General features: G+C 38.2%; 13 protein-coding genes. 3 read left to right on the top strand and 10 right to left on the bottom strand.

Annotated features, from left to right (window positions below):
• Positions 1-516 precede the first annotated feature (516 nt).
• Positions 517-723: a response regulator transcription factor gene (locus tag G9H65_RS03300; protein ID WP_166373892.1), complete on the top strand. Its 207-nt coding sequence runs from the start codon at positions 517-519 to the stop codon at positions 721-723.
• A 632-nt stretch (positions 724-1,355) separates the two neighbouring features.
• Positions 1,356-2,087, top strand: a complete 732-nt coding sequence (locus tag G9H65_RS03295) for an RluA family pseudouridine synthase (RefSeq protein WP_166373933.1) — start codon at positions 1,356-1,358, stop codon at positions 2,085-2,087.
• 1 nt (position 2,088) lies between these two features.
• On the opposite strand, the gene G9H65_RS03290 is transcribed toward G9H65_RS03295, so the two are convergent.
• The 5 genes from G9H65_RS03290 to G9H65_RS03270 form a co-directional block, all read right to left on the bottom strand.
• Entirely contained in the window at positions 2,089-2,496 is a 408-nt protein-coding gene (locus G9H65_RS03290) for an RrF2 family transcriptional regulator (protein WP_109324128.1), read from the bottom strand.
• Between the two features lie 136 nt (positions 2,497-2,632).
• Positions 2,633-3,100, bottom strand: coding sequence for a 30S ribosomal protein S7 (gene rpsG / locus G9H65_RS03285; RefSeq protein WP_109324129.1), 468 nt, complete (start codon positions 3,098-3,100; stop codon positions 2,633-2,635).
• 72 nt (positions 3,101-3,172) lie between these two features.
• The gene (gene rpsL, locus G9H65_RS03280) at positions 3,173-3,577 is read right to left on the bottom strand and encodes a 30S ribosomal protein S12 (RefSeq protein ID WP_109324130.1); all 405 of its coding nucleotides are present in this window, start codon (positions 3,575-3,577) and stop codon (positions 3,173-3,175) included.
• A gap of 140 nt (positions 3,578-3,717) precedes the next feature.
• Positions 3,718-4,908: a mannonate dehydratase gene (gene uxuA / locus G9H65_RS03275; protein ID WP_166373891.1), complete on the bottom strand. Its 1,191-nt coding sequence runs from the start codon at positions 4,906-4,908 to the stop codon at positions 3,718-3,720.
• Positions 4,909-5,343: 435 nt separating this feature from the next.
• Entirely contained in the window at positions 5,344-6,819 is a 1,476-nt protein-coding gene (locus G9H65_RS03270; RefSeq protein WP_166373890.1) for a DUF4301 family protein, read from the bottom strand.
• 141 nt (positions 6,820-6,960) lie between these two features.
• On the opposite strand from G9H65_RS03270, the gene G9H65_RS03265 reads away from it, so the two are divergent.
• The gene (locus G9H65_RS03265; protein ID WP_166373889.1) at positions 6,961-8,883 is read left to right on the top strand and encodes a RecQ family ATP-dependent DNA helicase; all 1,923 of its coding nucleotides are present in this window, start codon (positions 6,961-6,963) and stop codon (positions 8,881-8,883) included.
• Here the strand turns inward: G9H65_RS03265 and lon are convergent.
• The 5 genes from lon to G9H65_RS03240 form a co-directional block, all read right to left on the bottom strand.
• On the bottom strand, positions 8,844-11,339 hold the full coding sequence (gene lon, locus G9H65_RS03260) for an endopeptidase La (protein ID WP_166373888.1): 2,496 nt from the start codon (positions 11,337-11,339) through the stop codon (positions 8,844-8,846). The genes G9H65_RS03265 and lon overlap by 40 nt on opposite strands.
• Before the next feature lie 89 nt (positions 11,340-11,428).
• On the bottom strand, positions 11,429-11,932 hold the full coding sequence (locus G9H65_RS03255; RefSeq protein WP_166373887.1) for a DUF6702 family protein: 504 nt from the start codon (positions 11,930-11,932) through the stop codon (positions 11,429-11,431).
• Between the two features lie 3 nt (positions 11,933-11,935).
• A complete protein-coding gene (rseP, locus tag G9H65_RS03250) occupies positions 11,936-13,327 on the bottom strand; it encodes an RIP metalloprotease RseP (protein WP_166373886.1) in 1,392 nt (463 codons plus the stop codon).
• Positions 13,328-13,343: 16 nt separating this feature from the next.
• The gene (locus G9H65_RS03245) at positions 13,344-14,516 is read right to left on the bottom strand and encodes a 1-deoxy-D-xylulose-5-phosphate reductoisomerase (protein ID WP_166373885.1); all 1,173 of its coding nucleotides are present in this window, start codon (positions 14,514-14,516) and stop codon (positions 13,344-13,346) included.
• Positions 14,510-15,133: a rhomboid family intramembrane serine protease gene (locus tag G9H65_RS03240; RefSeq protein WP_166373884.1), complete on the bottom strand. Its 624-nt coding sequence runs from the start codon at positions 15,131-15,133 to the stop codon at positions 14,510-14,512. The genes G9H65_RS03245 and G9H65_RS03240 overlap by 7 nt, the downstream gene beginning before the upstream one ends.
• Between the last annotated feature and the right edge of the window lie 25 nt (positions 15,134-15,158).

Here is a 15,158-nt window from a genome sequence, read left to right as displayed (position 1 = left end):
CGTTCATCCTGAGCCAGGATCAAACTCTCCATTGTAAATATTCTTTGGATGTTTGACTTTGCTCTTACTATTAAAATAAGAATTGTCATTATCCTTGTCTTGAATGCTATTTTTCTCTTCTTAACCATTTTAAATGATTAAAAACTTTTTCCTTTTATCAACACGTCAAAGAACTCTGTGTACTTAATCCCTTATAATCCTTAAAAAATCTCAGGCAAAAAAAATTGAACTCGTTTTCGAGTTCGCCTCTTTTTATTCCTGCTTTTTTTTAAGCCCTAAGGCTTCTGTACTTCGAACGACTGCCGTTGTAGTCGCTAAATCGGAGTGCAAAGATGTAGGTTTATTTTCCTTATTCCAAATCATTGCTCAAAAAAAATTTATATTTATTATCAACTTCCAGGTAATCCGCTGAATATCAAAGAGAAAAATTTTGAAAAAATATATCTTCATTTACTTATTTCATAATTTACAGCATTATTGGCTCTAGTCAGTACCTAACCCTAATTCAATACCGACATGGCATCTCATATCCCCGTAGGAGATTTTACCCTCCGTGAGCTCGAAGTTATTTCCCAAATCCAACAAGGTAACACCTCCCAAGAAATTGCCGAAAAACTCAACCTCTCCCAATTTACCATCAAAAAACACCGAGAAAACATCGCAAGGAAAATCGGAAGTCATGGGAAAAATTCAGAAGGTCTATTAGAAATACCACTGCCTTAGGAGCTAAGTATTTCAGTAAATAGCTATAAAGTCTAATAATCAATTTGAACTACATTCTGATCCTCTATATCATAAAGTCCAAAAACTAAAATCAAATCAAAATGAACTTCCCTAAAATACCTTGGCTAGCCACTTTCAATCTTACCCTCTTTTTTTTCGGCAAACATCTTTATGATGTTAGTTCTAATCTCTTATTTGACACATCTTACTGGATAAAACTTCTTGTCTCGATCGTTATTTATTTAATTCTGGCAATAATTATCATATGGATTAACAAAAACTTCCATTTTAAATACCCTAATAGTTATATATCAAGCTTCTATTTTGTAAGCACCATTATTTTACAATTATATTTTGGAGTTAATAAAACAGAAAAATGGCAAATAGAATTCATGCTGTTCGCCATTATCAACTTAGGAATAATGAGTTTATTCTTAAAAAAAGGAAATATTGAATCGAATTAAATCAGCAATTTGAAAACGAAAAAAAAGATTTAAAAGACAACTTATGGTATGGAATTGGTGCATTTTACCTGTGAATACGCGTCTCTAATCTTCCTCTGAAAAATTTTACAAATTAATTGTCCTACCTTTGTAAACGCAAGACTGAGCCAATTCAGGCCTTGTTGATGGATTAAAATGAAAGACTACCACATCATATACGAGGACAATCACCTGCTAATAGTGAATAAAAGGGCAGGAATATTGGTTCAAGGAGATAGTACTGGCGACCGTACTTTAACCGATGTATTGAAAGATTACATCAAGGAAAAATACCAAAAACCAGGTGCGGTTTTCTTGCATCCTGTGCACCGTTTAGACCGCCCTGTGAGTGGCCTAGTAGTATTTGCGCGTACTTCCAAGGCTTTGGAACGTATGATGGAACTATTTCGTAAAAGAGAAATTCAAAAAACCTATTGGGCAGTAACCCGCAGAAAACCTGATCCTATCAAAGGAAAGTTAACACATTGGCTTTTAAAAAATGAAGCCAAAAACACCACTACCGCATACGATTACCCAGAAGACAAAGCTCAAAAAGCTGAATTAAACTACAAGCTTTTAGGAAAAATTAACCTTCACTACTTAATCGAAGTGGAACCCATTACTGGTAGACCTCATCAAATTCGCGTACAATTGGCCACATTGGGCTGTCCTATCCGAGGAGATATCAAATACGGTTATGACCGACCAAACCCCGATGCCAGTATCAACCTACATGCCAGGAGATTATACTTTGTTCATCCTATCAAGAAAACACCCATTATTTGCAAAGCAGCAGTGCCAAACAATTCATTCTGGGAAGAGTTCCTAGAGCTTGATGCGGAAGAGGTAAAAGAAAAGAATTTAGATCACTTATACGAATAGCCTAGATCAGCTCTTCTAAAGTTGTTTTTTCCAAAACAGATAAATTGGCATCACGCCATTTAGCTAAAACAGAACGCAACTTACAGGTTTCCTCATTGGCACAGTCGTCGCACTTACCATAAAAATGCAAGGATACACAAAGCGCTGGCGCAATCGGGCCATCCACAATTCGGATAATTTTGGCAAAAGTCACTTGACTTGGAGGAATACGTAAATAATAACCTCCGCCTTTACCTTTTTGACTTTGTAAAATCCCATGATTTCTTAACTCCAATAGAATAGCCTCTAAAAATTTCTTAGGAATATTCTCTGATTCTGCAATGTGTGAGATCAACAACGGGCCTTTTTCATAAGCCTGAGCTAACACTTTTAACGCCTTCAAAGCATACTTTGCCTTCTTAGAAATCATTTGTCAATAGGGATTAAATAGGAACTGACCAAAGCTAAACATTTTATCAAGATTTGCCAAATTCTCAAATTGTGATAAAAATCAGCTTAAATAAAAAAGGCCAACCTTGCGGTTGGCCCTTCTAAAGAATCATTTATTAAAAACGGAAGTGTGAGAACGCTTTGTTCGCTTCCGCCATACGGTGGGTATCATCCTTCTTCTTCACAGCAGCTCCCTCACCTTTAGATGCAGCAATGATTTCATTCGCTAAGCGATCCATCATTGTTTTGTCGCCTCTTTTTCTTGCATATCCAATTAACCACTTCATTCCTAACGCAACTTTACGTTCAGCTCGCACTTCCGTTGGAACCTGGAAGTTAGCTCCACCAACACGGCGGCTCTTTACTTCTACAGATGGCATTACATTGTTTAATGCTTTTTTCCAAGTTTCTAATCCATTCTCTTTTGTACGCTCTTCTACTTTATCTAAAGCATCGTAAAAAATAGTGAATGCCACTGATTTTTTACCGTCATACATCAAGTTGTTTACAAACTTAGTTACTAATACATCCCTAAATTTAGGATCTGGCAATAAATAGCGCTTTTTTGGTTTCGCCTTTCTCATGGTGTTAATGTTTAATGTCGACCCAACCTTCTGCCTTCACCGAGGCATACTGGATCTTTGTGTTAAAAAATATTACTTCTTCTTAGCTGGAGCTGCTGCTTGACCTGGTTTAGGACGCTTAGCACCATACTTAGAACGAGATTGTAAACGACCAGATACACCGGCTGTGTCCAATGCTCCACGAATGATGTGATAACGTACACCTGGTAAGTCTTTCACACGACCACCACGAATCAATACGATCGAGTGCTCTTGCAAATTGTGACCCTCACCTGGAATGTAGGCATTCACCTCTTTCTGGTTGGTTAAACGAACACGAGCTACCTTACGCATAGCTGAGTTTGGTTTCTTTGGAGTAGTTGTGTACACACGTGTACAAACTCCTCTTCTTTGTGGACAAGAATCCAAAGCAGGTGACTTAGATTTCCAAGTCATTTGCTCACGGCCCTTGCGCACTAATTGCTGAATAGTTGGCATTTTAAATAATTACCGTTTAAATGTTAAATCTTTATTTGTCCCTTTAAATCGCTTAAACTCATTTGGATAGAGCAATGCCATAGTAATGGGGGTGCAAAGTTAGCAATTAGAAATAGAATTCAAAACATCATTTTGGAATTTTATTTCAAAAATCCTTCGATTCCCAATTCTAGTCCTCTTAGTTCAGCCAATCCTCTCAATCGACCAATAGCGGTATACCCCGGATTAGTCTTTTTACCTACTTGCAAATCATCCAACATTTTGTGCCCATGATCCGGCCTAAATGGCATTCTAACATCCTTTCTCCCTTGGGAAATTCGGTTTTTTTGCTCCAATACCAAGGCTTTCATCACGCCAAACATATCTACATCCCCATCCAAGTGGTCTGCTTCATAGAAGTTACCAAATTCATCGCGACGAGTCGCTCGTAAATGGATAAAATTAATTCGATCACCCAATCGCTCTATCATACCGACCAAATCATTATCTTCTCTTACGCCATAACTTCCTGTACAGAAGCACAATCCATTATTAGGGCTTTCATAAGCTGCTAACAATTGCTTGGCATCAGATTCTGTACTAACCACACGTGGTAAACCCAAAATAGGATAAGGAGGATCATCAGGGTGGATGGATAAGTTGACGCCAGATTCTTCTGCTACAGGCGTAATTTCCCGAATAAATTCATACAAATGCTCCCTTAATTCAGCCTCGCCCACATGTGTGTATGTATCTAAGGCTTCCTGAAAGGAAACTAAAGTAAAACTTTCCTCACTACCAGGTAATCCTGCTATTACATTACGGATCAACTTCTCTCGTTGAGCTGGGCTGGACTGATCAAACCAAGTCTTGGCACGTTGGATTTGCTCTGAACTATAATGATTTTCAGCACCTGGTCTTTTCAATAAATATAATTCAAATGCTGCAAATTCAGCTGCATCGAAGCGCAAAGCTCTTGAGCCATCAGGTAGTTCAAAATCCAAATCGGTTCGAGTCCAATCCAAAATTGGCATGAAATTATAACAAACGGTATCCAATCCCGCTTTTGCCAAATTACGAATCGATTGCTTGTATCGCTCTATATATGTCTTAAAGTTGCCCGAACGCGTTTTAATTGCCTCGTGAACAGGGATACTTTCAATTACCGACCAGCTTAGACCCGCCGATTCAATAATTTGCTTTCTTTCCAAAATATCTTCTAACTCCCAAACTTCACCATTCGGAATTTGATGCAATGCATTCACAATACCCGTTGCGCCAGCTTGTCTGACATCCGATAAACTTACCGGATCATTGGGTCCGAACCATCGCCATGTTTGTTCTAATGCCATATTTATTTTGAATAAATTCTATTGAAATTTACTTAATTAGTTTTCCATGCAATATCAACTATTGATTTCATAATTTTCAGTTGCAAGCACTTCCTGATGATTACTAGTATTTCCAATCACTTAATATCGCGTGAAGGATCATTCTGCCCCATCGCTTAGATTTGTCAACTTTTTAAAAGTTGACAAATCTGTTGACAAATCTTAAGTTTCAAAAATCTCTCAAAATTCACCAAGTAATAAGAGCACAAAAATAGCCTTTCCTACTCAAAATAATATGAAAAACTTGATAATTTTGACCAAGAAACTGAACAAAAAAAACCTTGCCTGGACGCCAAGCAAGGTTTTTGTAATCAAGCATTTATATACTTTCTTTAATATCTATCTCTTTCAAAGGCCGCAAAATTAAAGCCTTTTTATTCAGGAACAAAACGTCCCTTAATTTTGATGTGACGGCCTCAATAAATCATTTACAGTTTTTACCGGATTGAAGGTGTCCAACGGAACCTCCACAAAAATGGTATTCCAGTAGGCCATTGCTCCATTCCATAAACCTGGTAATTCCTGTGCATTTAGCTTCTTGCCATCCTTCGTTTTCTCGGTAATAAACCCAGTACTCATATCACGATACTGAAGTAAATCAAACGACTTACCATTGACATCCTTCGTTGCACAAACCAAATCCACCGGATTAAAGTGAGTTGATTCTGTAAAAATGGCCTTCTGTGATTCATTGGACATATCTACTTGGGCAGATTCTACCAATTGCAGTGTACTATTTCCCTCTTGATCCCGACACCAAAATGGCCCGCCGCCAGGCTCTCCTGTATTTTTTACCACTCCACAAATACGCGTCGGGCGATTAAAAATCATTTTGAATAAGGCTAATTTCTCTGCTTGGCTATGTGCATCCCAAGCTTTCCCGGGAAGAATTCCTAAATAAGTTGTGGCAAAATCCTGAATTTCTTGTAAAACAGAAGTACTAACCTCTCCTTCCAACAATTTAGTATAGACTTTAATTTTATCCAATATCTCTACCAATAATCCTCCTAATGCCTTCTTATAAATAATGGTACTTTCTTTTAATTTATCAGGAACCACATTATCGATATTTTTAATAAAGATTAAATCCGCGTCCAAATCATTTAAATTCTCCAATAAAGCACCATGTCCAGCAGGACGAAATAACATGGACCCATCCGCTTCACGGAATAAATTATTATCCATATCTACTGCAACGGTATCCGTGCTTGGCTTTTGTTCAGAAAAACTAATATGAAACTTCACTTGAAATTTTTCTTCTAATTTAGGTACTACTTGATTCACCAAGGCATCGAAACGACTACGATGCTCAGGAGAAACAGTAAAATGCAAATACGCATCCTTCCCATCTGAAGCATATTCTACCGCCTCCACTAAATGCTCCTCTAATGGCGTTCTTACTTCATCCTCATAATAATGAAATGACAATAAACCCTTGGGTAATGATCCATAATCCAAGCCCCTACTCAACAATAAGTTTTCTAAAATCTCTTGTTCTGTTGACCACTCAGGCAACAATTTCTTCAATTCAGGAGCAAAGGCAAACTCACTAAGTCGATCAAAAAATACTGAAGATTCCTTATTGGGTTTTGCTTCCGACAAATGCTCAAACAATGATTTAAACATACGGGTCGCGGCTCCCGATGCAGGCACCATTTTCAAAATGGACATAGTCTTTTTAGCCTCTTCAAATCGCTTGACATAACGATCCACATCCGCATCCGACAAATGAATAATACCGTTACCAATACTGGCAGCACGATCTAACTTCATCCAAGGAAATCCTTGTTTAAAATAATCAATTTGCTGATTTACATCCTGTTCACTAATACCTCGTTTACCTAACTGTAATTTGTCCTTTTCTGTCAACATACGTGTATATTTATTCCTAAATTTAATTGGAATCGTATAAAATTTCACCATCAAGACCTCATTAATTCATTTATCTCTTCAAATTTTCTCCAGTTTATGCATGAACTCCTTGCTTAATTTTTTGGTAGCTTTGAATTAGCTATGCACAATATCCACGCCATTCTTAAAAAATACTGGAATTACGACTCTTTTAGACCCCTACAAGAAGAGATAATCCATTCTATATTGGACAAAAAAGATACCCTGGCATTATTACCTACGGGTGGTGGAAAATCCATTTGCTTTCAAGTTCCAGCCATGGCCATGGAAGGCATTTGCCTCGTAATTTCGCCTTTGATTGCCTTAATGCAAGATCAAGTAAACCAGCTAAAACAAAGAAACATCGCTGCCGAAGCTCTCTTTTCAGGCATGCATCCGAGACAAATCGATATACTGCTCGATAATTGCATTTATGGAAATATCAAATTTTTATACGTCTCCCCAGAACGACTAAAAACAGAATTATTTCTGGAAAGAGCTAAGCAAATGACCATTTCGCTGATTGCTGTAGATGAAGCCCATTGTATATCTCAATGGGGATATGATTTCCGCCCTTCTTATTTGGAAATTCTATCTTTCAAAAATTTATTCCCTAATACTCCTTGCATGGCCTTGACAGCAAGTGCAAACCCAGAAGTCAAAGCCGACATTTTACAAAAGCTGGATTTCAAAAAACCTCAGATTTTCCAAAAAAGCTTCAGTCGGGCTAACCTCTCTTATTCTGTAATCTGGGAGGAAAACAAAGAAAAAAAGCTAATTCAAATGCTTCAAAGGGTTCCTGGGTCATCCATTGTCTATGTCAGAAACAGAAAAAAGACCCAGCAAATCAGTGAATTGATCCAACATCATGGAATTTCCTCTACTTTTTATCATGCGGGTCTAGATCCCAAAGAAAGAAGTTCCCGACAAAAAGAATGGATTGATGGTCATATTCAAACCATCGTAGCCACCAATGCCTTTGGAATGGGAATAGATAAAGCCGATGTACGGCTAGTGGTCCACCTCGATTTACCCGATACTTTAGAAGCTTATTACCAGGAGGCTGGTCGAGCCGGTCGCGATGAGAAGAAAGCCTATGCCGCTATTTTAGTCGAAGAAAAAGATGTCATTGAACTCAGCACGCAATGGTCTAAATCCTATCCCGAAGCAGACGTTCTAAAAAAAGTATATCAAGCCATCAGCAATTATTTACAAATCCCTGAAGGTAGTGGGGAATTAATGCACTATGATTTTGATTGGTCCGACATGGCTAAGCGATTCAATCTTCCACCATCTGAAACCTTTTTTGCTATTAAAACATTGGAAAATGAAGGCCTATTTTTATTAAATGACGCCTACCAAAATCCATCCAAAATCAAAATCAATGTTTCTGCCACAGAACTATATGATTTTCAAATTCGCAACGAAAAATTTGAATCGTTTATAAAATGTCTTTTAAGGATGTTCGGTGGAAATCTCTACCAACAATTTGTTCCTATTTCAGAATCAGCCATATCCCAACAATTCAAAGCTCCTGTTGCTGAGATAGAACGAAGTTTAGCCCTGCTTGAAAAGTTTGATATTCTGGATTACGACAAACAAAATGGCTTACCAAAATTAACGCTGCTCAGTCCAAGGGCCTCTGTATCTCAGTTACCCATCGACTGGACCTCTTACCATAAAAAGAAAGACCGAAGTCTCAGCAAAATCAAGGCTGTAGAGCATTATGTTCGAGATAAAAAAATATGTCGAACCCGATTACTTGTTGCTTATTTTGGAGAAAATTTGGACAAAAAATGTGGTATTTGCGATACCTGCATTGAACAAAAAAAGGCCTCCACGGGGAAGGCCTATCCTGAAAGTCATGAAAGTGAACGTAAACTAATTTTACATTACCTACAACACGGTTCTTTAAGTTTACAAAATCTAGTAGATTGCCTCCGCCCTCTTTCAAAAGAAGAAGCCATCCGAATCATTCAATACGCCTTAGACATAGGTGAAATCACCTATACCACTACCGATGAGTTAGGTTTAGCCTCATCCTGAAGCACAAAATGTACTGGATTTTTAACTTGCTCATGCAATAAGGCCAAGGCTAAAACTTCCATCGCATTTTCTACATAATGAAAAGTTAGATCCGTAATATACCGCGGTTCAATTTCCTCGATATCTTTTCTATTCTTTTGACACAAGATAATTTCCTTGATTCCTGCGCGCTTAGCTGCTAAAATCTTTTCTTTAATTCCTCCAACTGGAAGCACTTTCCCTCGCAAGGTTATTTCTCCCGTCATGGCCAAATTAGGCTTTACCCTCCTTTGTGTCAAAGCCGAAGCTATCGCAGTCAACATGGTAATTCCTGCCGAAGGGCCGTCTTTAGGCACCGCACCTGCCGGAACGTGAATATGTAAATTATATTGATCAAAAATTCGATAATCGATATCCAATAAATCAGCATGGGCTTTCAAAAAACTCAAAGCTGCCATGGCCGATTCCTTCATTACATCCCCTAATTGACCCGATAAAGTCAACTGTCCTTTACCACGATTCAATAAGGTTTCAATGAATAAAATATCTCCACCCACAGGTGTCCAGGCCAATCCAGTGACAACGCCTGCGTATTCATTGCTCTCGTATGAATCGTTCTCAAAATTTTCTTGTCCCAATAAACGGACCACATCACTAGCTTGTAATTTGTGAGGATACTCTTCTCCAATAGCAATAGATTTGGTGATTTTTCGAACCACTTTCCCCAGCTCTTGTTCTAATTTTCTAACACCCGATTCACGCGTATATCCTTCTACCACTTTTTGGATGGCAGTATCAGTCATACTAAAGTCTGCCTTTTCCAAACCATGCTCTTTCTTTTGCTTCGGCAACAAATGCTTTTTAGCAATTTGCACCTTTTCCTCCATGGTATAACCACTCACCTCAATGATCTCCATACGGTCACGCAAAGCCGGATGAATCGTATCTAAGTTATTAGCTGTGGCAATGAACATCACTCGAGATAAATCAAACTCGACCTCTAAGTAATTGTCCATAAAACTATTGTTTTGTTCTGGATCCAATACTTCCAATAAAGCGGACGACGGGTCACCTCGGTGATCTGAACCTACTTTATCTATCTCATCTAAGATGAATACTGGATTGGAAGATCCCGACTTTTTAATGTTTTGAATCACCTTTCCTGGCATAGCACCAATGTAGGTTTTTCTATGACCTCTAATTTCAGCTTCATCACGTAATCCTCCAAGAGCCATACGGACATACTTACGTCCTAATGCCTTGGCTACGCTTTTTCCCAAAGAAGTCTTTCCTACACCTGGAGGGCCATATAAGCATAAAATAGGTGCTTTCATGTCTCCCTTCATCTTCAGTACCGCTAAGTATTCAATGATTCTCTCTTTGACTTTTTCCAATCCAAAATGATCAGCATCCAATATCTTTTTAGCCTTAATCAAATCAAAATGATCTTTGGTATATTCTGACCAAGGTAAGTCAACCAAAAGCTCGACAAAGTTCATCAACATCGGGTATTCGCCCGACATGGAGTTGGTCCTTTGAAGCTTAGACAATTCTTTCAAGAAAAAATCATTGACTTCTTTAGACCATTTTTTCTTAGCGCCCTTAGCGCGCAAACCATCCAATTCTTGTTCTGGACTTTCTACTCCAAGCTCCTCTTGCAAGACTTTGATTTGCTGACGAATGTAATAATCTCGCTGTTGCTGGTCAATATCACTGCTAGCTTTACTTTGAATCTCTCGCTTTAATTCCAAATGCTGAATTTCCTTCATCATGTATTCCAACAGATGCGTAGCTTGCTCTATTCCATCCAAGGTTTCTAGTAATTCTTGTTTATCCTTTAATTCAGCATTAATGTTGGAAGAAAGAAAATGCACTAAAAAGGCAGATGAATCAATATTATCTAATGCTATCTGGGCTTCCCTTGGAATCTCAGGATTCAAATTCAATATTTTCAACGCTGATTCCTTTAATGTAGAAACCAGTGCCTTATTTTCCTTGTTCAATTTCTTAGGAAAATTGTCTTCCAAATAGTTCACTTTCGCTATTAAATTGGGGTCTGTTTTAATGAATTCCCTGACCTCAAAACGCTTGCGCCCTTGAACAATAATGGTGGTGTTTCCACCAGGAAGAACAAACATCTTGACGATGTGTGCGACGGTGCCCACTTTGTATAAATCATCAGGCTGAGGCTCTTCCTTTGAATTATTCGCTTGGACTAATACTCCGATGGTTCGATCTCCTTTGTACGCTTTTTTTACTAATCGTACTGATTTCTGGCGACTTACCGTAATGGGTATCACCATACCAGGGAATAAAACAATATTACGAATTGGCAGAATAGGAAGTTCGTCTGACAAAACGCTCATTTTGTCATTATTTTCCAATCCCTCAGCACCAATAGGAATTAACTCAATATTTTCGAAATCGGAAATGTCCGATAGGCTCAAATGCTTAAAAAGGTCATTTGGATTATTCATACACACATTTATTTAATCTTACCCTCCAATCTTGAAAGACAAACGGAGCATAAACAATTTTCATGCCATAAGACAAGTTGGCAGATAAATTACCACATAATCTGATGGAGAACTTGATTTTTTTGAAATAGAAACGATTTCTTTTTTACTCCTCGAGCACAATGTAGCAAATTAGTTTGATCAGGGAATTGTTCCACCAAAAGATCATTCAAAACAAACACTCCGGCTAAATCCTGATCCGAAGGAATTTCCAAATAGACCCAAATCACATCTGGATTAGGCTCCCAGCCTATCCAGCGATAAGGCGTTTGTAATTGCTTATTTATTTGAAATCCAAAATGCTTGCGAATGTAGGGTTCTAATAATTCATCTATGTTAGAAGCTTTCTCAAAGCTCACTCTTTTCCCATGAAAACTACTGAGGCCTTGTTCCAAATCATCTTGAAATAAGCGAATAGCTATCTCCCAGGATTTTTCCTTCTCATTGTACACGCATTCCGTAACACTCGTGTGGAAAGGATGGCGCTCTTTGTTTGCTACACTATCAACAGATAAGAAAAGGAAAAAAAGAAAGAAAAAAAGCTGTTTTTTCAATGTTTAAAAGAAAGACTTAAAAATATCGTTTCCAAAAGTATAAGCCATTAAACCTAACAATAAAATCATACCGATTTGTTGTGCACGTTCCATTACCTTATCTGATGCAGGTTTTCCAGTGATCATCTCATACAATAAGAAAATCGCATGGCCTCCATCTAAAGCCGGAATAGGTAACACATTGAAGAAAGCCAATGCCATAGATAACAAACCTGTTAACATCCAGAATCTGGTCCAATCCCAAACTCCTCCAAACATTTGCGCGATCCCTATTGGGCCACTCAATGCTTTCGAAGCCGATACATCACCAGTAGCTATTTTCTTGAATCCACGAATGTTATCCGTGATAACTGAAAATGCACGCTTGGATCCAATACCTACAGATTGACCAAAACTGTAATCTTCATGCGACATTTTCATTAAAATATCCGCCTGAAAACCGATTTGGCCAGATTTGGCGACCACCATTTCCAAGGTGTCCGCTTTTCCTTGTCGAAGTATAGCCAAACGAATAGGCTTTCCTGCTTCCTTACTTAATACCTCGCGAATCTCATGGTAAAATTGAATCGGAGTTTGATTGACTGCTGTAATATAATCTCCTGCTTTCAAACCGGCAGACAAGGCTGGTAACATCTCTTCTGAATCTTTACCTAACCATTTGTCCAATAAACTTGGAGGATTAGGAGCCGTTACTTCCAAGACTTTAAATTTCGTCATGGGCTCAATGAAAGCTGCCTTTTTATCGCTTAGTTGGCCAATAAAATTAGCTGGAATTTGAATGTTTATCTCTTTCCCATCACGTAATACTGTATAATACGAATTATCTCCTAGTAGTACATCCGACGAACGCAAATCGGATAATTGTTTATAATCCGCTCCATTTACACGGATAATTTTATCCCCCGTTTTTAGTCCAATATGCTGGCCTAATTCCAGAGCAACTATTCCATTTTGATTTAATTCCTCTTTGGAAATATAATTATTCCCATTGGAATAGGTCAATGAAATAAAAATAACAACACCTGTGATGACATTCACAATCACCCCTCCTAGCATCACGATCAATCGCTGCCAAGCGGGTTTAGCTCTAAATTCCCAAGGCTCAGGTTCTTTAGCCAAAGTAGCCGCATCTTGTGTTTCATCAATCATGCCAGCGATCGACACATATCCACCTAAAGGAAACCAGCCTAAACCATACTCTGTATCTCCAATTTTCTTCTTGAATAAAGCAAAGTTTAATAAAGAAGGAATTGGGAATAGAAAATCAAAAAACAGATAAAATTTTTCTACGCGCATTTTAAACCATTTCGCGGTAATGAAATGACCAAACTCGTGCAATGTTACCAATATGGACAATCCTAAAATCAATTGCCCCGCCATAATCAAACCTTCCATAATCTTGCTTTAATTGCTATTTACTATTGTTTACTACCCATTGGGTAGCTAATTCTCTACTTAATTGATCACTTTGAACATAGTCTTCTAATGTCGGATTAGCCAAAAAAGTTCCACGTTCCATGGTTTCGGATATCAAATCAGACATTTCTAAGAAGCCAATTTTATCCTCTAAAAAAGCCGCCACAGCTATTTCATTGGCAGCATTCAATATACAGGGCATATTTCCTCCTTTATCCAATGCCTTAAATGCCAATCCCAAATTCCTAAAAGTAGCCATATCGGGCTCTTCAAATGTCAAATTGGGATAAGCGGCAAAATTGAATCGAGGAAAATCCACTTCCAAGCGATTGGGGTAAGCCAAAGCAAATTGGATTGGTAATTTCATATCGGGTAAACCCAACTGAGCCTTAATCGATCCATCTTGAAACTGAACCAAGGAATGAACAATGGATTGGGGGTGAACAACTACATCAATTTGATTCGCGTTTACTTGAAATAACCAAGCGGCTTCAATGACTTCCAAACCTTTGTTCATCAGACTAGCTGAATCAATGGTTATCTTAGCGCCCATAGTCCAATTGGGGTGCTTTAAAGCTTGCTCCCTTGTCACTTTGGCTAATTGTTCCCTCTTCCAAGACCGAAATGGTCCTCCAGAAGCAGTCAATATTACTTTCTCAATGGGATTGTGTGATTCACCCATCAAGCATTGAAATATGGCTGAATGCTCTGAATCAACGGGTAAAATCGGGACACCCATCTTTGCCGCTAAAGGCATAATCAATGCCCCAGCAACAACTAATGTTTCTTTATTAGCTAGTGCAATGGGCTTTTTGGCTTCAATAGCACGCACGGTGGGCAATAATCCAGCATAACCTACTAATGCTGTCAACACCACATCCACCTCATCCAAGCAAACCACATATTCCAAGCTCTTCGCGCCAGCATGTACTTCAATCGGCAAATGCGCCAAAGCCTCTTTTACCTGAGAATATTGACTTTCATCTCCAATCACCACATGACTTGGCAAAAACTCCAAAGCTTGTTGAATTAACAAGGTAGCATTTGACTGAGCCGTCAACACCGCCACTTTAAACTGATTTGGATGCAATGAAATTACTTCCAAAGTTTGAGTCCCGATGGAACCCGTGGAACCTAAGATGGCAATATGTTTTTGATTTACTACCAAAGCATCGCTTTTACTTGTTCAACAAATGTCAACCACACTTTTGGATACATTAGAGTCACAAAAACTAGACCATATAATCCTCCATATAAATGAGCCGAATGATTCACATAATCCCTTCCTCTACGATCCATAGCGATGGAGTACCAAGTAAACAAACCTGCGTAAATAAAACCTGGAATACCTAAGATGCCAAATAAATAGATTTTCTCCGTTGGAAAAAACAAAATTCCTGCAAAAATAACCGCAGAAACAGCTCCTGAAGCCCCCAAGGAATTAAAATGCGAGTTTTTACTTTGCTTAAAATAGGTTGGTAAATCAGCCGCTACGATAGCTGTCACATAAAATACAACAAAAATAATTTGGCCTGACTCTGGGTATAAGATGGTAAATATGTTTTCTAATTGTAAGCCAAAGAAAAAGAAGGAAAACAAATTGAAAAACAAATGGGTAAAATCTGCATGAATAAATCCCGAAGTAATAAACCTCCAATATTCATTCCTACGATTAATTTTGTATGGATTCATGGTCATACTATCCATGAGAGCAGGCTTTTGCCAACACAACAAAGATACCAGGACGGTAATGATAATAATGATAAAACTGATCGATTCCCCCATAAAACAAAAAGCTTCGTGATGAAGC

It is taken from the genome of Aquirufa ecclesiirivi, from assembly GCF_011250515.1.
Classification (GTDB): Bacteria; Bacteroidota; Bacteroidia; order Cytophagales; family Spirosomataceae; genus Aquirufa; species Aquirufa ecclesiirivi.
Note: the sequence above shows the minus strand (reverse complement) of the source record. Positions and strands in the feature narration are given on the sequence as shown.